General features: G+C 65.7%; 18 protein-coding genes. 8 read left to right on the top strand and 10 right to left on the bottom strand.

Going from position 1 to position 18,306, the window contains the following annotated elements:
• The 5 genes from paaE to AAFG16_RS34370 all read left to right on the top strand — a co-directional run bounded on the left by paaE (position 1) and on the right by AAFG16_RS34370 (position 5,079).
• A complete protein-coding gene (gene paaE, locus AAFG16_RS34390) occupies positions 1–1,083 on the top strand; it encodes a 1,2-phenylacetyl-CoA epoxidase subunit PaaE (protein WP_342732476.1) in 1,083 nt (360 codons plus the stop codon).
• A 55-nt stretch (positions 1,084–1,138) separates the two neighbouring features.
• Positions 1,139–1,588 (top strand): hydroxyphenylacetyl-CoA thioesterase PaaI, encoded by a 450-nt coding sequence (paaI, locus tag AAFG16_RS34385; protein WP_342732474.1) that lies wholly within the window; start codon positions 1,139–1,141, stop codon positions 1,586–1,588.
• Positions 1,589–1,620: 32 nt separating this feature from the next.
• Complete coding sequence (paaK, locus tag AAFG16_RS34380) at positions 1,621–2,952, top strand: phenylacetate--CoA ligase PaaK (protein WP_342732472.1); 1,332 nt, start codon at positions 1,621–1,623, stop codon at positions 2,950–2,952.
• Between the two features lie 64 nt (positions 2,953–3,016).
• Positions 3,017–4,021, top strand: coding sequence for a zinc-binding alcohol dehydrogenase family protein (locus tag AAFG16_RS34375; protein WP_342732470.1), 1,005 nt, complete (start codon positions 3,017–3,019; stop codon positions 4,019–4,021).
• Positions 4,022–4,023: 2 nt separating this feature from the next.
• Positions 4,024–5,079, top strand: coding sequence for a YeeE/YedE family protein (locus tag AAFG16_RS34370; RefSeq protein WP_342732468.1), 1,056 nt, complete (start codon positions 4,024–4,026; stop codon positions 5,077–5,079).
• Here the strand turns inward: AAFG16_RS34370 and AAFG16_RS34365 are convergent.
• A complete protein-coding gene (locus AAFG16_RS34365) occupies positions 5,058–5,972 on the bottom strand; it encodes a DMT family transporter (RefSeq protein WP_342732466.1) in 915 nt (304 codons plus the stop codon). The genes AAFG16_RS34370 and AAFG16_RS34365 overlap by 22 nt on opposite strands.
• Before the next feature lie 101 nt (positions 5,973–6,073).
• Here AAFG16_RS34365 and AAFG16_RS34360 point away from each other — a divergent pair, with 101 nt between their 5' ends.
• Complete coding sequence (locus AAFG16_RS34360) at positions 6,074–7,498, top strand: PLP-dependent aminotransferase family protein (RefSeq protein ID WP_342741013.1); 1,425 nt, start codon at positions 6,074–6,076, stop codon at positions 7,496–7,498.
• Between the two features lie 9 nt (positions 7,499–7,507).
• On the opposite strand, the gene AAFG16_RS34355 is transcribed toward AAFG16_RS34360, so the two are convergent.
• Genes AAFG16_RS34355 through AAFG16_RS34335 form a run of 5 tightly spaced genes read right to left on the bottom strand, consistent with a single transcriptional unit; the run spans position 7,508 to position 12,284 of the window.
• Positions 7,508–8,731: a bifunctional alpha/beta hydrolase/OsmC family protein gene (locus AAFG16_RS34355; protein WP_342732464.1), complete on the bottom strand. Its 1,224-nt coding sequence runs from the start codon at positions 8,729–8,731 to the stop codon at positions 7,508–7,510.
• A 26-nt stretch (positions 8,732–8,757) separates the two neighbouring features.
• A complete protein-coding gene (locus AAFG16_RS34350; RefSeq protein ID WP_342732462.1) occupies positions 8,758–9,417 on the bottom strand; it encodes a sulfite oxidase-like oxidoreductase in 660 nt (219 codons plus the stop codon).
• A gap of 18 nt (positions 9,418–9,435) precedes the next feature.
• A complete protein-coding gene (locus AAFG16_RS34345; RefSeq protein ID WP_283080872.1) occupies positions 9,436–10,758 on the bottom strand; it encodes an MFS transporter in 1,323 nt (440 codons plus the stop codon).
• Positions 10,759–10,790: 32 nt separating this feature from the next.
• On the bottom strand, positions 10,791–12,014 hold the full coding sequence (locus tag AAFG16_RS34340) for a cytochrome P450 (RefSeq protein WP_342732460.1): 1,224 nt from the start codon (positions 12,012–12,014) through the stop codon (positions 10,791–10,793).
• 60 nt (positions 12,015–12,074) lie between these two features.
• On the bottom strand, positions 12,075–12,284 hold the full coding sequence (locus tag AAFG16_RS34335; RefSeq protein ID WP_027558597.1) for a ferredoxin: 210 nt from the start codon (positions 12,282–12,284) through the stop codon (positions 12,075–12,077).
• A gap of 155 nt (positions 12,285–12,439) precedes the next feature.
• On the opposite strand from AAFG16_RS34335, the gene AAFG16_RS34330 reads away from it, so the two are divergent.
• On the top strand, positions 12,440–13,087 hold the full coding sequence (locus tag AAFG16_RS34330) for a TetR/AcrR family transcriptional regulator (protein ID WP_283080870.1): 648 nt from the start codon (positions 12,440–12,442) through the stop codon (positions 13,085–13,087).
• Here the strand turns inward: AAFG16_RS34330 and AAFG16_RS34325 are convergent.
• The 4 genes from AAFG16_RS34325 to AAFG16_RS34310 are packed head-to-tail and all read right to left on the bottom strand — an operon-like array spanning position 13,084 to position 17,030.
• Positions 13,084–13,722, bottom strand: coding sequence for an aspartate/glutamate racemase family protein (locus tag AAFG16_RS34325; protein WP_342732456.1), 639 nt, complete (start codon positions 13,720–13,722; stop codon positions 13,084–13,086). The two genes, AAFG16_RS34330 and AAFG16_RS34325, sit on opposite strands and share 4 nt — an antisense overlap.
• A gap of 59 nt (positions 13,723–13,781) precedes the next feature.
• Positions 13,782–14,792, bottom strand: coding sequence for an amino acid ABC transporter substrate-binding protein (locus AAFG16_RS34320; protein WP_342732454.1), 1,011 nt, complete (start codon positions 14,790–14,792; stop codon positions 13,782–13,784).
• Positions 14,793–14,804: 12 nt separating this feature from the next.
• Positions 14,805–16,154, bottom strand: a complete 1,350-nt coding sequence (locus AAFG16_RS34315) for an aspartate aminotransferase family protein (protein WP_342732452.1) — start codon at positions 16,152–16,154, stop codon at positions 14,805–14,807.
• A gap of 3 nt (positions 16,155–16,157) precedes the next feature.
• Entirely contained in the window at positions 16,158–17,030 is an 873-nt protein-coding gene (locus AAFG16_RS34310) for a MurR/RpiR family transcriptional regulator (protein WP_342732450.1), read from the bottom strand.
• Positions 17,031–17,117: 87 nt separating this feature from the next.
• Here AAFG16_RS34310 and AAFG16_RS34305 point away from each other — a divergent pair, with 87 nt between their 5' ends.
• Entirely contained in the window at positions 17,118–18,305 is a 1,188-nt protein-coding gene (locus AAFG16_RS34305; protein ID WP_342732448.1) for an ABC transporter permease subunit, read from the top strand.
• Position 18,306: the final 1 nt, after the last annotated feature.

Below are 18,306 nucleotides of genomic sequence, written 5' to 3'. Positions count from 1 at the left end.
ATGTCCGCAGCCGCACCACGCTTCCATCGCCTGGCCGTCGCCGATCTCCGCCGCGAGGCGTCGGATGCGGTTTCAATGACCTTCACCATCCCCGGTGAACTCGCCGACGACTACGCCTTCACGCCCGGCCAGTACCTCACCCTCCGCACCATGCTCGACGGCGAAGAGGTGCGCCGCTCCTATTCGATCTGCTCCGGCCCTGATGACGGCGAGATCCGTATCGCCGTGAAGAAGATCGACGGCGGCGCGTTTTCGAGCTGGGCCGCGGATGAGCTGAAATGCGGCGACCAGCTCGACGTCATGACGCCCACGGGGCGATTTGGCGTGGTCCCGCCTGCCGAAGCGGGGCGCATCCATGTCGGCTTCGCCGCGGGCTCCGGCATCACGCCGATCCTGTCGATCGTCAAGGGCATCCTCGCGCGCGAGCCGTATAGCCGCTTCTTCCTGTTCTATGGCAACCGCGCCACCGACAACATCATGTTCCTCGAGGCGCTCGAGGAGCTCAAGGATCGTTTCATCGATCGTCTCTCGCTCTTCCACGTCATCTCCGGCGAGGAGCAGGACATCCCGATCCTGCATGGCCGGCTCGATGGCGACAAGGTGAGGGTGCTGCTGCGCTCGCTGGTGCCGGCAACAAGCGTTGACCACGTCTTCATCTGCGGTCCCCTCGGCATGAGCGAGGAGATCGAAGTGACCTGCCGCGATCTCGGCATCGCGGATGAGCGCATCCACGTCGAGCGTTTCGTCTCCGAGTTCGGCGGCAAGCCGCGGCCGAAGAAGGCCGTTGCGCCCGATGCGCCGCCGAAGGCGATCGCCTCCCTGATCATCGACGGCAAGCGCCGCGACGTGCCGGTCGCCGAGGACGAAGCGATCCTCGATGCCGCGTTGCGCGCCGGCGTCGATCTGCCCTTCGCCTGCAAGGGCGGCATGTGCTCGACCTGCCGCGCCAAGCTGGTCGAGGGTGAGGCGCCGATGGACCTCAACTATTCGCTGGAACCATGGGAGCTGAAGGCCGGCTTTGTCCTGACCTGCCAGGCCAAGCCAGCCTCCGCGCGCGTCGTGGTCGACTACGACCACGTTTGACAGTTTTGACCAGGCAGCAGAACATCATGAGCAAACGATTGACCGGGAGAAGCGCGTGAACGTCAAAGCCGCCCTGTCACCTCAGGATATTGCGCGCGCCTGCGCTGATGCGATGTGGGCGGAGGACGATGCGTCCAAAGGTCTCGGCATGGAGATCGTCGAAATCGGCCCGGGCTTTGCGACGCTCGCAATGACGGTGCGGCCGGACATGGTCAACGGCCAGCGCATCGCCCATGGCGGCTTCATCTTCACGCTCGCCGATTCTGCCTTTGCGTTCGCCTGCAACTCGCACAACGAGCGCGTGGTGGCGGCGCAGGGGCAGATCACCTTCATCAAGCCCGGCAGGCTCGGCGACCGCCTCGTCGCGAAGGCGCGCGAGGTGACCCGTGGCGGCCGCTCCGGCATCTACGACGTGCGCGTCACCGCTGGCGATACCGTCATCGCGGAATTCCGCGGGCATTCGCGTGTCATTCCCGGCACGTGGCTGCCGACGCAAGATCAATAAAGAAAAGAACAAATCCATGTGGGGAAACGAGGATGGCTCTGACGAGGCTCAAGGAAGGCGGCAACGCCTATAGTGCCGAGATGGACGCGCATGAGCGTGCGTCACGCGACGAGATCATGGCGTTGCAGACGCAGCGCCTAGCCTGGTCGCTGAAGCACGCCTACGACAACGTCGCGCATTACCGCAAGGCGTTCGACAAGGCCGGCGTGCATCCGTCCGATTTTCGCGAGCTCCCTGATCTCGCGAAATTTCCGTCCACCGTGAAGACGGACCTTCGCGACAACTACCCCTTCAACATGTTCGCGGTGCCGCGTGAAAAACTGGTGCGCGTGCATGCCTCTTCGGGCACCACGGGCAAGCCGATCGTTGTCGGCTACACCCAGCGCGACATCGACACCTGGTCCGAGGTGATGGCGCGCTCGATCCGCGCCGCCGGCGGCCGCACCGGCATGATCATCCACAACGCCTATGGCTACGGCCTCTTCACCGGCGGTCTCGGCGTTCACTACGGCGCCGAAAAGCTCGGCTGCACGGTGGTGCCGATCTCCGGCGGCATGACCGAGCGGCAGGTGCAGCTCATCAACGACTTTCGGCCCGACATCATCACGGTGACGCCGAGCTACATGCTCGCGATCCTCGACGAGTTCAAGCGTCAGAAGCTCGATCCGCGCCAGTGCTCGCTCAAAGTCGGCATCTTCGGTGCCGAGCCCTGGACCAACGCGATGCGCGGCGAGATCGAGGACGCCTTCGACATGGACGCGACCGACATCTATGGCCTGTCCGAGGTGATCGGTCCCGGCGTCGCGCAGGAATGCATCGAGACCAAGGACGGTCTGCACATCTGGGAGGACCATTTCTATCCGGAGGTGATCGATCCCGAGACCGGTGCGGTGCTGCCCGATGGCGAGAAGGGCGAGCTCGTCTTCACCTCGCTGACCAAGGAGGCCTTTCCGGTGATCCGCTATCGCACCCGCGACCTGACGCGGCTGCTGCCGGGCACGGCGCGGCCGGGCATGCGGCGCATGGAGAAGGTGACGGGCCGCTCCGACGACATGATCATCCTGCGCGGGGTCAATCTGTTCCCGACCCAGATCGAGGAGGTGCTGCTCGCGACGGACTGGTGCGGCGGCCACTTCATCCTGGAGCTGACCCGCGAGGGCCGCATGGACGAGCTGACCATCATCGCCGAGGCGCGGCCCGAGAGCTGGGACGGCCGGGGCCTCGTCGACCATGCCGACCGGGTCTCGACCCATATCAAGAATACGATCGGCATCAGCTCCAGGGTCCAGGTGGTCGCGCCGGCCACGCTGGAGCGTTCGCTCGGCAAGGCCAAGCGCCTCTACGACAAGCGGCCCAAGGACTGACTTGACGGATTGACTTGACCGCCCCCAGGGGCGACAAGGCCCGCGAGAAATCGCGGGTCTTTCCATGTCATCAGCCGATCCCAAAGCCATCGAAGCGCGCTGCGTGCGCCTCAATGCCAAGGCCGAGAATGCCGGCGCGCTTGCGCCGGTGGTCGAGCACCATACGCTGGCGCGCGGTCCCAATGATCTCCTGATCGAGGTGAAGGCTGCTGCCGTCAACCCGTCCGACGTCAAGGCTGCGACCGGGCTGATGCCCTATGCCGTGTTCCCGCGCACACCGGGCCGCGACTATGCCGGCGTGGTGATCGACGGACCGGCCGGCACGATGGGACGCGAAGTGTTCGGCTCCTCCGGCGATCTCGGCATCCGCCGCGACGGTACCCACGCAAGCCATCTCGTCGTCGAGGCCGATGCGGTCGTGGAGAAGCCCAAGACGGTGTCCTGGGAGGAGGCCGCCGGCATCGGCGTGCCCTTCGTGACCGCGATGGAGGGCTTTCGCCGCGCCGGCGTGCCGAAGAGCGGCGACACCGTGCTGGTGTTCGGCGTCAACGGCAAGGTCGGCCAGGCCGCCGTGCAGATCGCGACCTGGCAGGGCGCGCGCGTCATCGGCGTGGTGCGCAAGGCGGAAGCTTACGAAGGTCACGCCAACGCGCCCATCGAAGTGATCGACGCCTCCGCGACCGATGTCGCCACGCGCGTGCGCGAACTGACCGGCGGCAAGGGTGCGGACGTCGTCTTCAACACGGTCGGCGATCCCTACTTCCAGGCCGCACACAAGTCGCTTGCTCTTCGCGGCCGCCAAATCCTGATCGCCGCGATCGACCGCATCGTGCAGTTCAACATCCTCGAATTCTATCGCGGGCAGCACACCTATGTCGGCATCGACACGCTTGGGCTGTCCTCGGCCACGACAGGTGCGGTGCTGCGCGATCTCGGCCCGGGCTTTGCCAGCGGCCACCTCAAGCCATTCCCGATCAAGGCGAACGCGATCTATCCGCTGGAGCGCGTGAAGGAAGCATACGTTGCCGTCGCCGGCTCGTCGCGCGACCGTGTGATCCTGAAGCCGTAACGATGGAACCCACCCAACTCGTCGTCCTCGCCGGTCTCGTCATCGGCCTCGTCTACGGCGCCGTCGGCCTCCTTAGCGGCTTCTGCCTGATGAGCAGCATGCGCGGCTGGCTGACGAAGGGAGACGGGCGGCTGGTGCGCTCTTATGCATTGGCGATCGCGGTCGCGATCGCGGCGAGCCAGCTCCTTGCCGGCAACGGCATGGTCGATCTCGGCAAGTCGATCTATCTGCAACCAACCTTTTCGGTGCCCGTGCTGTTCCTCGGCGGCCTGCTGTTCGGCTACGGCATGGTGCTGTCGAATGGCTGCGGCTCGCGCGCGCTGGTGCTGCTCGGCCGCGGCAATCTCCGCTCCTTCGTCGTCGTGATCGTGCTGGGGATCGCCGCGCAGATGACGCTGAAGGGCTTGGTCGCACCTGCGCGCATCGCGATGGTTCAGGCTTCGCAGATGACCGTCAATGCGAACTCGCTGCCGTCGCTGCTGGCGACGCTCGGTTTCACGGAGGCGGTTGCGCGCGCGCTGGCCGCTGCCGCGATCGTTCTTGCGCTGGTCCTGTTCGCCTTCGCCCATCCGCCGTTCCGCCGCTCGCCGGGCCAGATCGCGGCGGGAATCATCGTCGGTCTTCTCGTCGCCGGTGGCTGGTACGTCACCGGCTATCTCGGTGCCGACGACTTCAACCCCGTGCCGGTGACGTCGCTGACCTTCATTGCGCCGATCGCCGATAGCCTGCAATACGCGATGCTCTCGACCGGCCTGACGCTCAATTTCGGCATCGCGACGGTCGCCGGCGTCTTCACCGGTAGCTTGGTCACTGCACTCGCCACCGGCCGCTTCCATCTCGAAGGCTATTCCTCGCCGCGCCACATGCTGCGTTCAGGCGGCGGCGGTGCACTGATGGGCATCGGCGGCGTGATGGCGTTCGGCTGTTCGATCGGGCAGGGGCTCACCGGCCTATCGACGCTCGCGCTGGGCTCGTTCGTCGCCGTTGCCGGCATCGTGCTCGGCACCACGGCAGGTCTGCGCGGGAGCTTGCGCGTTCAGCCGCTCGCGGTGGCCTGACCGCGCAGCAGCCGGTCGCCGAGCGTTGCGAGAGCGATGCCAGTCACGATCAGTCCGGCGGCGATCGCAAGGCTGGTGTCGATCGGCTCACCCAGCAGGATCGCGGCGGCGGCGATGCCGACGAGCGGCGTGCCAGTGGTGCCGAGCGAGGTCGTCAACGCCGAGATGCTCTTGTTGACCATCGACATCGCCCAATAGGCCAGCGCTGTCCCGATCAGACCGGAATACAGAAATAGCAGCACGAGCTTCCACGACCATTCCGCGTGCGGCAGCCCATCGGCGACCGTCGCGCTGACTGTCAGCACGATCGTCGCGACGAGCACCTGCCAGATCAGAAGCTGGAGCGGGGAGGCGATCCAGCGATGCGCGCGGATATAGATGATGTTCGCCGCCCAGGAGATCGCGGCCAGGATGACCATGCCGGCACCGATGAGGACGTTGATGTTGGTCCAGTCGATCGAGGTCGGGTTCAGGATCACGGCGAGGCCGATCAATCCAAGCAGCGCGCCGGCGAGCTTTGGCGCAGTCAAGGTATCCTTCCCCAGCAACGGCGCGGCGATCGCGACCCAGAGCGGGGTGGTGTAGCCGAGCACGATGGCCTTGCCCGCGGGCAGGAAGCGCACACCGGCCGCAACCAGGACCGAGAATATCGTCATGTGCAGCAGCGCCACGCTCAGCACCACCGGCATGTCGCGCCGCTCCGGGATCACCAGATTGTTGCTCAGTCCGAGGATCACGAACAATCCGGCCAGCGCGATCCAACTCCGGATCGCTGACGTCCACAGCGGCGGAAAGAACTGGACGAGCTGCTTCGTCACCGACCAGTTCACGCCCCAGGCCACGACGACGATCAGGAACAGGCCGATGGCCGCACGGGGTGACAGAGAGTTCATCTCGGAGGTCCTTGAAGCAGTCCAGTGCGCCGGATAGCATCGTCATTGGCACCTGAAACAGTGCCAGATCGGAGAATAATAAGGTGCCAGTTTCAGACGGTATGATCTCCGCCCTGATCGACCTGAACCGGGCCGACGACCAGGGGCTGATGGCGCAGCTCACCAGCCAGCTCCGCAGCCTGATCGCGGGTGGCCGTCTCGGCAAAGGCCGCGTGCTGCCGTCGAGCCGCCGCCTTGCCAGCGATCTCGGCGTCTCGCGCAACACTGTCACCTATGCGTTCGAGCAGCTCGCCGCAGAGGGATATCTCGAGGCTTCGCACGGACGCCGTCCGGTCGTCACGGTCGATGGCGGCGAGCCTGGCAAGGCGACGAGCGCCGCGGGTGCGCGTGCCGCCAAGCCGCGGCTCTCGCCGTGGGCCGCAAAGCTCAAGCAGACCGACTGGCCGATGTCCTATCAGGCGTCGCTGAAACCGTTGCGTCCGGGCCATGGCGATTCCAGGGAGTTTCCGAACGAGGTCTGGGCGCGCTGCCTGCGCCGCAGTGCCGTGCGTGCGGCGAGGCGTGAGCTCGGACCGATCAACCGGCCACGCCTGCGCGAGTTGCTGGCGCATTATCTCGCGACCAGCAGAGGCGTTCGCGCTACGGCAGACCAGATCCTGATCCTGCCGAGCGCGCAGGCCGCGCTGACCTTGATCGCGGCTGCGCTGATTTCGCCCGGTGACGAGGTCTGGGTCGAGGATCCCGGCTATCCCGGCGCGGCTGCCGCCTTCCGCGCCTCCGGCGCGCGCGTGACCGGCATCAGGCTGGACGAGCAGGGCATGCAGCGGATGCCGGGACTGGCGGCGCCAAAGCTCATCTTCATGACGCCATCGCATCAGCATCCGACCGGACGGCTGATGTCGCTGGCGCGCCGCACCGAATTTCTTAGGTCAAGCATGCCCGGCAAGACCTGGATCGTCGAGGACGATTACGACGGCGAATTTCACTACGACAGCCGCCCGGTGCCGGCCCTGCAAGGGCTCGATGCCCATGGCCGTGTCTTCTATGTCGGCACCTTCGCCAAGGCGATGACGGCGGATATCCGGCTCGGCTATCTCGTCGCGCCGCCCGCGCTGGTCAGCACCCTCGAGATCGCGCAGCGGCACATCGGGCTGATCGCGTCCAGCCACATCCAGGAAGCGCTGGCCGAGTTCATCGCCGACGGGCACTTCCTCGCGCATCTGCGCCGGATGCGCCGGCTCTATCATGCGCGCCGCGATCATCTCGCCGAGGGACTGGAGCGCCAATTTGGCGAGGTGCTTTCGGTCGAGGTGCCCTCGGGCGGGATCCAGCTCGTCGCGCGCCTCAAGCGCGGCCGGGCCGATCAGGCGGCCGTGAAGCGGCTGGTCGCAGCAGGCGTTGAGACGCGCGCTCTATCGAGTCTTGCGCTTGGCCGGCCGCGCGATCACGGCCTGCTGCTCGGCTTTGCGGCCTGGCGCGAGAGCGAGATCAGCGCGGCGCTGCGGACGATGGCGTCGTGCTTCTAGCGCGCCAGTTCACTCCACGGCCTTTGTCACGATGCGGATTTCCGAGGTCAGCGTCCGGTGCACCGGGCACTTGTCGGCGATCTCCATCAGCTTCTTGCGCTGCTCTGCATCGAGCGCGCCGTCCATCGCGATATCGCGCTCGATCTGGTCGAGCATGCCGTCGCGCGTCTCGCACTCCGCGCAGTCCTTGGCGTAGATTTTTGAATGTTTCAGCGTCACCGTGACGCGATCGAGCGGCAGCGACTTGCGGTCGGCATAGAGGCGCATGGTCATGGAGGTGCAGGCGCCGAGACCGGCGAGCAGGAAGTCGTAGGGGCCGGGGCCGGCATCCTCGCCGCCGGCAGCCTTCGGCTCGTCCGCGATCAGGTGATGCGGGCCCACGGTGATGATCTGGTCGAACTTGCTCTTGCGGGTCTCCTGAACCACGACCCTGCGCGGCTCTTCGGGGAGGTCCATCGCCTTCGCAGGTTTTGCCATGTCGATGTAGCGGCTTGCCCAGGCGACGATCACATCGGCTGCGTAGAGCGCGTCGGCCGGCTTGGTCAGCAGATGATCGGCGTGATCCAGCGAGACGAAGCTCTTGGGGTGCTTTGCCGCAAGGAAAATCTTTGTGGCGTTGTCGATGCCGACGGTGTCGTCGACAGGCGAATGCATCACCAGCAGCGCCTTGTGCAAGCCGGTGACGTCCTTCATCAGCTCGTGCTCGATGATATCGTCGAGGAATTCGCGCTTGATCCGGAACGGGCGCCCTGCGAGCGAAACCTCGACCTCGCCCTGCGCGCGGATGTTGTCGAGATGCTCCTTGAAGAGACCCGTGACATGAGCCGGATCGGACGGTGCCGCGATGGTCGCGACCGCCCTGGCTTCAGGAATCTTTCCGGCTGCCGCGAGGATCGCGGCGCCGCCGAGGCTGTGGCCGATCAGGATCGACGGCGCCTTGCGGACGCTGCGCAAATGATCGGCGGCGTGCACGAGATCGGCGACGTTGGAGGAGAACGTCGAATTGGCAAAATCGCCTTCGCTGGAGCCGAGCCCGGTGAAGTCGAAGCGGAGCACGGCGATGCCTCTGGCGGCGAGCGCAACCGAGATGCGCTTGGCCGCGAGCGTGTCCTTGCCGCAGGTGAAACAGTGCGCGAACAGCACGTAAGCCGCGGGCTCACCGTCCGGCAATTCCAGCGCGGCCGCGAGCTGATGGCCATCTTCGCCGGTGAATTGAAAGCGCTCCGTTGCCATGGTTCTTCCCCGCTCTTGTTCGAAGTCTAGTCGCCCGAATAGCGCTGCTCGGCCCAGGGATCGCCGCGGTTATGATAGCCGCGGACTTCCCAGAAACCCGGCGCGTCCTCGGTCAGGAATTCGATGGCCTGAAGCCATTTGGCGCTCTTCCAGAAATACAGATGCGGCACCACGAGCCGCACCGGGCCGCCATGCTCGTCGGACAGCGGCTGGCCTGACCAGCTATGGGCGAGCAGCGCGTCCTCGGCGGCAAAATCGTCCAGCGCAAGGTTGGTGGTGTAGCCGTCATAGGAATGCAGCACGACGAAGCGTGCATCCTCGCGCGGCCGGCAGGCTTCTAGCAGCTCGCGCGTCGCGAGCCCTTCCCATTGATTGTCATAGCGCGACCAGGTGGTCACGCAGTGGATGTCGGAGGTGAATTGCGCCTGCTTCTGCGCAGCGAATTCGGCGAAGCTCCAGAACACGGGATTGTCGACCGCGCCGTAGACGTCGAGCCGCCAGCGCTCGCGCGACACCGGCGGCACGACGCCGAGATCGAGCACCGGCCAGTCGTTTGTCAGATGCTGGCCCGGCGGCAGACGCTGGTCCTCCGGACGCGTGACCTTGCCGGTGAGGAAGCGGCCCTCGCGCGCCCATTTCTCCTTGGTGCGCGTCAGCTTGCTGTCGGATGGCGTCTCGTCAGCCATAGGCTACTCGTGAATGGGCTACTCGTGGCGATGCATCGCGGAGGCGTGCTTGGTGTCGCGCATGGTGGAATAGATGATCAGCGACAGGCAGATAATGCCCGCGAGATAGTAATAGAACCAGTCCTCGTGCCCGATGCTCTTGAAATAGAGCGCGATCGCCGGCGCGGTGCCGCCGAAAATGGAGACCGTGATCGCATAGGGCAGGCCGACGCCGAGCGCCCGGACATTGGTCGGGAACAGCTCGGCCTTCACCACCGCGTTGATCGAGGTGTAGCCGGCGACGAACAGCCAGGCGCAGCAGATCAGGATGAAGGCCATGAACGGCGACTTGGTCTCCTTCAACGTCATCAGCAGCGGCACGGTCGCGAGCGTGCCGGCGACACCGAAGAAGATCAAAAGCGGCTTGCGGCCGATCTTGTCGGAGATCGCGCCGTAGATCGGCTGCAGGATGGTGGCGAAGATCAGCGTGCCGAAGATCACGAAAGTCGTCTGGTCCTCGGTCAATCCGACCGAGAGCTTGACGAAGGTCTGCATGTAGGTGGTGAAAGTGTAGAACGCCGCGGTGCCGCCGGCGGTGAGGCCGACCACCAGCAGCAGCTCGCGCGGATAGCGCAGCAGATTGGCGAGCGAGCCGGTCGGCTTCACGACCTTCTTGGCTTCCTCGAAGGCCTCGGTCTCGTGCAGATTGCGCCGCATCACTGCGGCAAAAATCGCGAGCGCCGCACCGATCGCGAACGGGATGCGCCAGCCCCAGGCCTTCAGTTCCTCCGGCGTGAGGAAGACCTTTTGCAGGAGCAGGAGCACGATGATCGCGGTGAGTTGGCCGCCGATCAGCGTGACGTACTGGAAGCTCGAATAGAAGCCGCGATGCCTGGGGTCGGCAACTTCGCTGAGGTAAGTGGCGCTGGCGCCGTATTCGCCGCCGAGGCTGAGGCCCTCGATGATGCGGGCGAGCGCCAGGATCACCGGCGCTGCGAATCCGATCGTCGCATAGGTCGGCGTCAGCGCGATGATCAGCGAGCCGAAGCACATGAAGACGACCGACAGGGTCAGCGAGATGCGCCGGCCGAAATGGTCGGCGAGGTAGCCGAAGAACCAGCCGCCCAGCGGGCGCATCAGGAAGGTCGCCGCGAACACCACGGCGACATTCAATTGCTGTACGACGGGGTCATTGCCGGGGAAGAACGCCGGGGCGAAATAGAGCGCAAACGCGGTGTAGGCGTAGAAGTCGTACCACTCGACGAGATTGCCGATCGAGCCGATGAAGATCGCCTTGATCCGGCGTTCGGCGTCGGCGAGGTCAATGTGGTCGGAGGCCGGTTGGATTGCTTGCTCAGTCACGTCCGGCCTCTCAGTATCTCTGTCGGAAAGGTCTACATCGCCTTTTCCAGCAAAAATGGCAACTGGCGGGGGCCTCTCACCGTGCCCTGGGACCAGGTCACGGTGCCTGCCGGATCCAGGGCGAAGTCCGGAATCCGCTTCAGCCATTCCTCCAGCGCCACCTGCATCTCCATGCGTGCAAGATTGGAACCGACGCAGCGGTGGATGCCGAGGCCGAAGGCGGCGTGGCGGTTCTCGCGGCGGTCGATCACGACTTTGTCAGCGTCCGGAAACATCTTTGGATCCCGGTTGGCGGCCGGGAAGGACAGCAGCACCATGTTGCCCGTCTTGACCGGGCAGCCCGAGATCGTGGTCTCCTTGACCACCTCGCGGGCCATCGTGACGGGCGAATAGGCGCGCAACAATTCCTCCACCGCGGTCGGGATCAGCCCGGGCTGGGCGATCAGCCGCTCGCGGTCAACAGGCGTTTTGGCCAGATGCCAGAGCGAGGAGCCGATCGCGCTCCAGGTGGTGTCGATGCCGGCGATCAGGAGCAGCCGCAGCGAGCCCAGCACGTGGGAATCCTCGAGCGGATTGCCCTCCTTGTCCTTCGCATTCATCAAATAGGAGATCAGGTCGTTGGTCGGCTTGTTCTTGCGCTCCTCGATGTGTCCGCTGAAATAGGCGCTCATCTCCTGCACCGCCTGGAGCAGCACGTTCTCGTCCTTGATGCCGAGCTCGAGGATCATGTGGATCCAGTTGATGAAGAGGTCGCTGTCGGTCTCGGGAATGCCGAGCATGTGCGCGATTGCGCGCACCGGGATGTGCTTGGTGTAGCGGTCCGCCGCATCGATCCGGCCCTCGGCGATGAATCCGTCGATCAGCTCGTTGCAGATGGCGCGCACCCGCGGCTCGAGCTTTTTCATCGCGTCCGGTGTGAAAGGCGGCAGCAGCAGCTGCTTGGCCGGCTTGTGCACGGGCGGGTCGGACGTGATCGGCGGGGCGGCATTCCTGCTGGTGATCTCCGGCCGCACGTCGCGGACGATGATGCGGCGGGACGAGAAATGCTCGGTGTCATTGGCGATCGCGCGCACAGCTTCGTAGGTCGTCGGCATGTAGCAGCCGAGGAACCGCTCGGTATGTACGACGGGACTGGCGGCGCGCAGTTCTTCCCAGATCGGGAAGGGGTCGTCGGTCCATTGCGGGTCGGTGTGGTCGAAATCATGGACCCAGTCGGTCACGGGCGGATGGGCGGCGGGCTGGCTGACGTCGGACATCTCGAAAATCCCTTGTAGCTCGCGTTCGTTGGCAACTCGCGGGGCGCGGGGAGCTCCCCGCTACTCTTCGATCACATCGATTGCGATTTCCGGGCAGTTGGATTTGGCAAGCCAGGCCTTGTCTTCGAGGCCCGGTGGAACGACGCCATCGCCAGCCTCATGGGCGTTGCCGTATTCGTCGAGCTCGAACAGCTCCGGCGCGAGCGCCTTGCACCGTGCGTGGCCCTGGCACTTGTCGGGATCGACGTGAACCCTCAGTCGCTCTGTCATGGCGGCTTCCTCGGTCGTATGCGCGGGGCCGGAAGGGCGGCGCGTTCCTCGTGTCTATCTTGTCCGCGACATTTGCGGCTTATTCTAAGTTATATGCTATTACATTCGCGACAGGCTTCCCCTGTCAAGCGCAAACTTATAGGCTTGACCGCAACATGCGCTCACAACTCGCTCGCAAGCCCGAGAAGACCTACCATCACGGCGATCTCCGCGACGCTCTGATCAAGGCCGCGTTGCGCGAGGCGGAGCAGGGCGGGGTGGAAGCAATCAGCATCAAGGCGCTGGCAAAGCAGCTCGGCGTCTCGCAGCCGGCGCCATACCGGCACTTTGCCGATCGCGAGGCGCTGCTTGCGGCGGCGACGGCCGAAGCGTTCCGGCAGCTCAGCGCGATCCTGCGCGAGGCGATGGCGAAACCGTCGAAGCAATCGAAGCTGTCGCGCCTGGCGCAGGCGACGCTCGATTTCGGCCTGCGCCGCAACGGCATCTACCGGTTGATGTTCGCATCCCGCATCGTGTCATGCGCGGCCAAGGACAGCGAGCTGCACGCGGCGACGCGCGAGACGTTCGGGCTCGTGATCGAAGCGCTGGAATCGCCCGCCGTCGGCTATTTGCGCGAGCGGCAGGCCCTGAAGATCTGGGCCGCGCTGCACGGAGTGGTGATGCTGGCCGAGCAGGGCCTGTTCACCGGCGAGTCGGCGCACGCGACGCGCGAGGAGCTGGTCGAGGATTTTGTCAACGAGACGAAGGCGGCGCTCGCGGTCGCGATCAAGGACGCGCGGCGCCAGAAGAAGGCCGGCGCTTAGGCTTTCGCCTTCAGCAGCCTCATGAGCTTCTCGACTGCACTGTCTGGCGTTGTCACCACGGGACGGCCGGTGGCCTCCGCGACCAGCGCGGCCGTCGACGCGATACTGAACTGCGCCAGCGCAATGACGTCGCAATCGCGCAGGTCTTTTGATGCTTCGACAATCAGCCGGTCGTGCGTGGCGCGGTCCCCGCGGTCGAGCGCCGCCAGCGCGCCCTCGGCGAGCTTCGGCACGATCTGGACGGAGGCGGGAAACTCCGGCGGCATCGACACCAGCGTCGGCGGGAAGGTCGAGAGCAGCCCGATCCGCTTGCCCATCGTCACGGCACGCTCGATCATCGCTTCATTGGGCTTGAGGACCGGCATCGGCGCATGCGCCCGCGCCACCGCTTCGATGCAGGGGCCAAAGGCCGAGCAGGTGAACAGGATCGCATTTGCTCCGGTCGCCGCCGCATAGTCGCCGAGCGCGAGGAAGCGCTCGGTCATGGCATCGTTGAGTGCGCCGTCGCGGGCCAGATCCGCCGACAGGCTGTCGTCGAGCAGATTCATCAGCCGCGCCTCCGGCCACGCCTGCGCGAATGCCGCCTCGATCGGGGCGATGGAGTGCTTGAGGGCGTGGATCAGGGCGATACGCATCGTATGTCTCGTCTCCCTCTCCCCGTTCTTACGGGGAGAGGGGTGGGGTGAGAGCTTCCTTACTTGAACGGCACGGCGTACATCAAGCCGCCCTTGCTCCAGAGGCCGTTGAGGCCGCGCTCGAGCTTGAGCGGGCTCGCCTTGCCGACATTGCGCTCGTAGATCTCGCCGTAATTGCCGGTGGCCTTGATCGCGATGACCAGCCATTTGTTGTCCAGCCCGAGCCGCGAGCCGAGATCGCCGGTGGCGCCCAGCAGGCGCTGGATCGCGGGGGTCTGCGACTTCGTCATCTCCTCGACATTGGCTTGCGTGACGCCGAGCTCTTCAGCCTCGATCAGGCCGTAATGCAGCCAGGTGATGATGTCGCTCCAGACTTCGTCGCCGTTGCGCGTGAAGGGGCCGAGCGGCTCCTTGCTGATGGTCTGCGGCAGCACGACGTAATCGGCCGGGTTCGGCGCGGCGGTCGTCACGGCGCCGGCAAGCGCGGAGGCGTCCTGGGTCATGGCATCGCAGCGGCCGCCGAAGAAGGTCTGGTACATGGTGTCGACGCGGTCGAACACCAGCGGCTTCCAGTCGATGCCGTTGGCGCGGCCGTAGTCGCCGAGCGTGACCTCATGCGTGGTGCCCTGCGCGACGCAGACGGTGGCGCCCTTGAGGTCCTTCAGCTCCTTCACGCCGAGGTCCTTCTTCACGACAAAGCCCTGGCCATCGTAGAAATTGATCGGACCCTGGCGCAGGCCCAGCGTCACGCCGCGCAAATAGGTCTGGGTCGAGTTGCGGTAGAGCACGTCGATCTCGCCCGATTGCAGCGCCGTGAAGCGGTTCTGCGCCGTCAGCGAGACGTAGCGCACCTTGCTGGCATCACCGAGCACGCCGGCCGCGAGCGCGCGGCAATAGTCGACGTCGAGACCCTTGTAATTGCCTTGCGAGTCAGGTGCGGAGAAGCCGGCAAAGCCGGCGCTGACGCCGCATACCAGCGTGCCGCGGCTCTTCACCGTGTCCAGCGTCGCCGCGGATGCGACAACCGTCGATGCCGCGAGCACGCCCGCTGCGATAACCACTTTCCTCATTCTACTCTCCCCTCAGTGATTGACACTACGCAACACATTGTCGACGGCCGTGCCGAGCTTGTCGACGATCTGATCGATCTCGTCTGCCGAGGCGATATAGGGCGGCGCCAGCAGCACATGATCGCCGCGGACGCCGTCCACGGTGCCGCCGCCGGGATAGCAGCCGAGCCCGCCGGCAAAGGCTTCCGCCTTGATCTTCTGGTGCAGCTTGAGCGCCGGGTCGAACGAGGTGCGGCTGGCGCGATCGGCGACGAGCTCGATCGCCCAGAACAGGCCGCGCCCCCTGATGTCGCCGACATGGCGGTGATTGCCGAAGCGCTCGGTCAGCCTCTGCTCGAGCTGCTTGCCGCGCTCCTTCACGCGGTCGAGCAGGTGGTCCTCGCGGATCACATCCTGCACCGCGAGCGCGGCTGCGCAGGCGAGGGGATGGGCGAGATAAGTGTGGCCGTGCTGGAACGCGCCGGAGCCTGACCGGATGGTGTCGATGATCTCTCTGCTCGCGAGCATCGCGCCGATCGGCTGGTAGCCGCCGCCAAGACCCTTCGCGATCGCCTGGATGTCAGGCGCGATGCCTTCCTGCTCCCAGGCGTGCGTCGTGCCGGTGCGGCCCATGCCGCTCATGACCTCGTCGAGAATGAGCAGCGCGCCATGCCGGTCGCAGATCTCGCGCATCGCCTTGAAATAGCCGTCGGGCGCCGTCACCGCGCCGGCGGTGGCGCCGACAACGGGCTCTGCGAGGAATGCTGCGACCGTGTCGGGACCAAGTCGCTGGAACTCGGCCTCGAGTTCGGCGGCAAGGCGCGCGACGAACTGTGCATCGGTCTCGCCGTCGTGCTTCTCGTGATAGGCGAAGGCCGGCGTCACATGGCTGAACGCGGCCGAGAGCAGCGGCGCATAGGGTGCGCGGCGCCAGGCATTGCCGCCGGCGGCGAGCGCGCCGAGCGTGTTGCCGTGATAGCTCTGCCGCCGCGCGATGAAATGCTGCCGCTGCGGCTCGCCGCGTTCGATGAAATATTGCCGCGCCAGCTTGATGCTGGCCTCGATCGCCTCCGACCCGCCGCTGACGAAATAGGCGTAACCGAGGCCGCCCGGCTCGTGCCCGACCAGCCTTTCGGCGAGCGCCTCGGCCGGCTCGGACGAGAAAAAGGCGGTATGGGCATAGGCCAGCGTCGAGGCCTGCTTGGCAATCGCCGCGATCACGCGCGGATGCTGGTGCCCGAGGCAGGACACCGCGGCGCCACCGGACGCATCGATCACCCGGCGCCCGTCCTCGGCGAAGAGATAGACGGCTTCGCCGCCGATCGCCTTGGGCGGCGTTTCGCGGAGCGAGCGGTGCAGCACGCGGCTGGTGCGGGTGCTCATGGGTCAACCTTTCTCTGAGACGTAGGTGGAGGCCGCGGCGAGCCGCGCTTCGGTATGTTCCAGGCGCTTCTTCGCGGCGGTGCCGCCGAGCGAGAACGTCACCGCAGCAAGCGACTGCGCGATCGCGATGGCGCCGGTGAGGCTGGGGAAGAAGCCGGGGGACGAGGCTGCCTCGAACAGCAGCACCTGGTCGGCGCCCTCGGCCATCGGTGCCGAGAGGCTGTCCGCGATCGCGATCAACGTTGCGCCGGCGCGATGAGCAGCTTGCGCGACCCGCACGCTCGCGTTCGTGTAGGGCAGGAAGCCGACGACGATGACGGCTTCGCCGGGACGGAAGGCGCCGAGATCGAGATCGTCGGGGCCGGATGCGCCGACGAGCTGCACCTGTTCCGGGCGGAACAGCCGCAGCTCGTAGTTCAAGAGCTCCGCGACGCTGCGGCAGCTGCGGTAGCCGGCGATCCAGATTCGCTTGGCCTCGTGCAGCGCACGGGCCGCTTCCGCGATGGGTTGCGCCGGAATACGTGGCAGGCCGGCGCCTTCGGCCGCGAGCTTGTCGATGACGAGCGCGACATCGGCGTTGGGGCCATGACGCCGGCCCTTCGCCCTGGCGGAGAAAGGCGAGGTCTGCGACGGCCGCCGCGCTTCGGTCAGCGCCGCGCGGAGATCGTCCCAGCCGGAATAGCCGATCGCCTTGGCAAGCCGTGTGAACGCGGCGGGATCGGCGCCGGCTTCCGCGGCGAGGTCGCGCATCGAGCGGGTGGTGGCGTCGTAATCATTGGCGGCGACGAAGCGGCCGACCTCCTGCAGGCGCAGGGGAAGCGATGGCAATGCGATGCGCAGTTCGCTCAAAGGCGAGGATTTCGCGGGCTCGGCCATGAAACATTTGTTGCATGAATCTGGAATTGGTGCAACAGTTGACGTGCGCCGCCGGAAATCGTTGCTTTTGAGAAGGATTTTTGTGCTGTGACATCAGACGCGCCAAGACCGCCGCCGCGTCGCCGCTTGTTCGGCGCATGGGGCCCCCGCGAGCTGAAGGGCCTGTTCTGGCAGGTGCTGGTGGTCGGGATCGCGGTTGCGATCATCGCCTTCCTCTGGTCCAACACCGTCACCAATCTCACCGCCCGCCGCATCACGACCGGCTTTGCCTTCCTCGGCCGCGAGGCCGGCATGCCCATCGCCGACAGCCTGCTCGCCTATAGTCCGAGGGATACGTATCTCTGGGCGTTCGTCGTCGGCGTCGCCAACACCTTGCGCGTCGCGGTGATCGGCATCGTGCTAGCCACCGTCCTGGGTACGCTGATCGGCATCTCCAGGCTGTCCACCAACTGGCTGCTGTCACGGCTCGCCGCCGTCTATGTCGAGACGCTCCGCGACATCCCGCTGCTGCTCCAGCTTCTGTTCTGGTACGTGCTCATGCAGGCGCTGCCGGCCGCTCGCGCGGCGTGGCGGCCGGTCGAGGGCGTGTTCCTGTCCAATCGCGGCCTGATCCTGCCGGCGGTCCCGATTGGCCTGCCGCAGCTCTGGGTGCTCGGCACGGCCGTGCTTGGGCTTGCCCTATTCTATCTCATCCGGCGACGGTTGATCGCGGAGCAGATGCGCGACGGCAAACCGCGGCCAGCCTGGCCCTTTGCGCTTGGTCTCATTGTCGTGCTTCCGGTGGCAGTCTCGCTTTTGCTCGGCGTATCCTGGACAATCGAGTGGCCGCAGCTGCGCGGCTTCAACTTCGTCGGCGGGCTCACGCTCGCGCCGGAATATTTCGCGCTGCTGATCGCGCTCGTCACCTACACCTCGGCCTTCATCGCCGAGATCGTGCGCAGCGGCATCCAGTCGGTGCCGCGCGGGCAGTGGGATGCCGCCAATGCGCTTGGCCTCCGCCGCAGCTTCATGCTGCGGCAGATCATCCTGCCGCAGGCACTGCGCGTCATCGTGCCACCGATGACGAGCCAATATCTCAATCTCACCAAGAACTCCTCGCTCGCGGTCGCGATCGGTTACCAGGACGTTGTCTCGGTCGCCAACACCACGCTGAACCAGACCGGCCAGGCGATCGAGGCGATCGCGTTGATCATGGCGGTGTTCCTGACCATCAGCCTGTCCATCAGCTTCTTCATGAACTGGTACAATGCGCGCATCGCGCTGGTGGAGCGCTGAG

This window comes from Bradyrhizobium sp. B117 (assembly GCF_038969555.1).
Taxonomy (GTDB): Bacteria; Pseudomonadota; Alphaproteobacteria; order Rhizobiales; family Xanthobacteraceae; genus Bradyrhizobium.
This window is presented reverse-complemented; position numbering and strand designations above follow the sequence as displayed.

Coding starts and splice junctions, on each gene's coding strand:
- paaE (WP_342732476.1), top strand. CDS start 1: ATGTCCGCAGCCGCACCACGCTTCCATCGCCTGGCCGTCGCCGATCTC.
- paaK (WP_342732472.1), top strand. CDS start 1,621: ATGGCTCTGACGAGGCTCAAGGAAGGCGGCAACGCCTATAGTGCCGAG.
- AAFG16_RS34375 (WP_342732470.1), top strand. CDS start 3,017: ATGTCATCAGCCGATCCCAAAGCCATCGAAGCGCGCTGCGTGCGCCTC.
- AAFG16_RS34370 (WP_342732468.1), top strand. CDS start 4,024: ATGGAACCCACCCAACTCGTCGTCCTCGCCGGTCTCGTCATCGGCCTC.
- AAFG16_RS34365 (WP_342732466.1), bottom strand. CDS start 5,972: ATGAACTCTCTGTCACCCCGTGCGGCCATCGGCCTGTTCCTGATCGTC.
- AAFG16_RS34360 (WP_342741013.1), top strand. CDS start 6,074: ATGATCTCCGCCCTGATCGACCTGAACCGGGCCGACGACCAGGGGCTG.
- AAFG16_RS34355 (WP_342732464.1), bottom strand. CDS start 8,731: ATGGCAACGGAGCGCTTTCAATTCACCGGCGAAGATGGCCATCAGCTC.
- AAFG16_RS34350 (WP_342732462.1), bottom strand. CDS start 9,417: ATGGCTGACGAGACGCCATCCGACAGCAAGCTGACGCGCACCAAGGAG.
- AAFG16_RS34340 (WP_342732460.1), bottom strand. CDS start 12,014: ATGTCCGACGTCAGCCAGCCCGCCGCCCATCCGCCCGTGACCGACTGG.
- AAFG16_RS34335 (WP_027558597.1), bottom strand. CDS start 12,284: ATGACAGAGCGACTGAGGGTTCACGTCGATCCCGACAAGTGCCAGGGC.
- AAFG16_RS34330 (WP_283080870.1), top strand. CDS start 12,440: ATGCGCTCACAACTCGCTCGCAAGCCCGAGAAGACCTACCATCACGGC.
- AAFG16_RS34325 (WP_342732456.1), bottom strand. CDS start 13,722: ATGCGTATCGCCCTGATCCACGCCCTCAAGCACTCCATCGCCCCGATC.
- AAFG16_RS34320 (WP_342732454.1), bottom strand. CDS start 14,792: ATGAGGAAAGTGGTTATCGCAGCGGGCGTGCTCGCGGCATCGACGGTT.
- AAFG16_RS34315 (WP_342732452.1), bottom strand. CDS start 16,154: ATGAGCACCCGCACCAGCCGCGTGCTGCACCGCTCGCTCCGCGAAACG.
- AAFG16_RS34310 (WP_342732450.1), bottom strand. CDS start 17,030: ATGGCCGAGCCCGCGAAATCCTCGCCTTTGAGCGAACTGCGCATCGCA.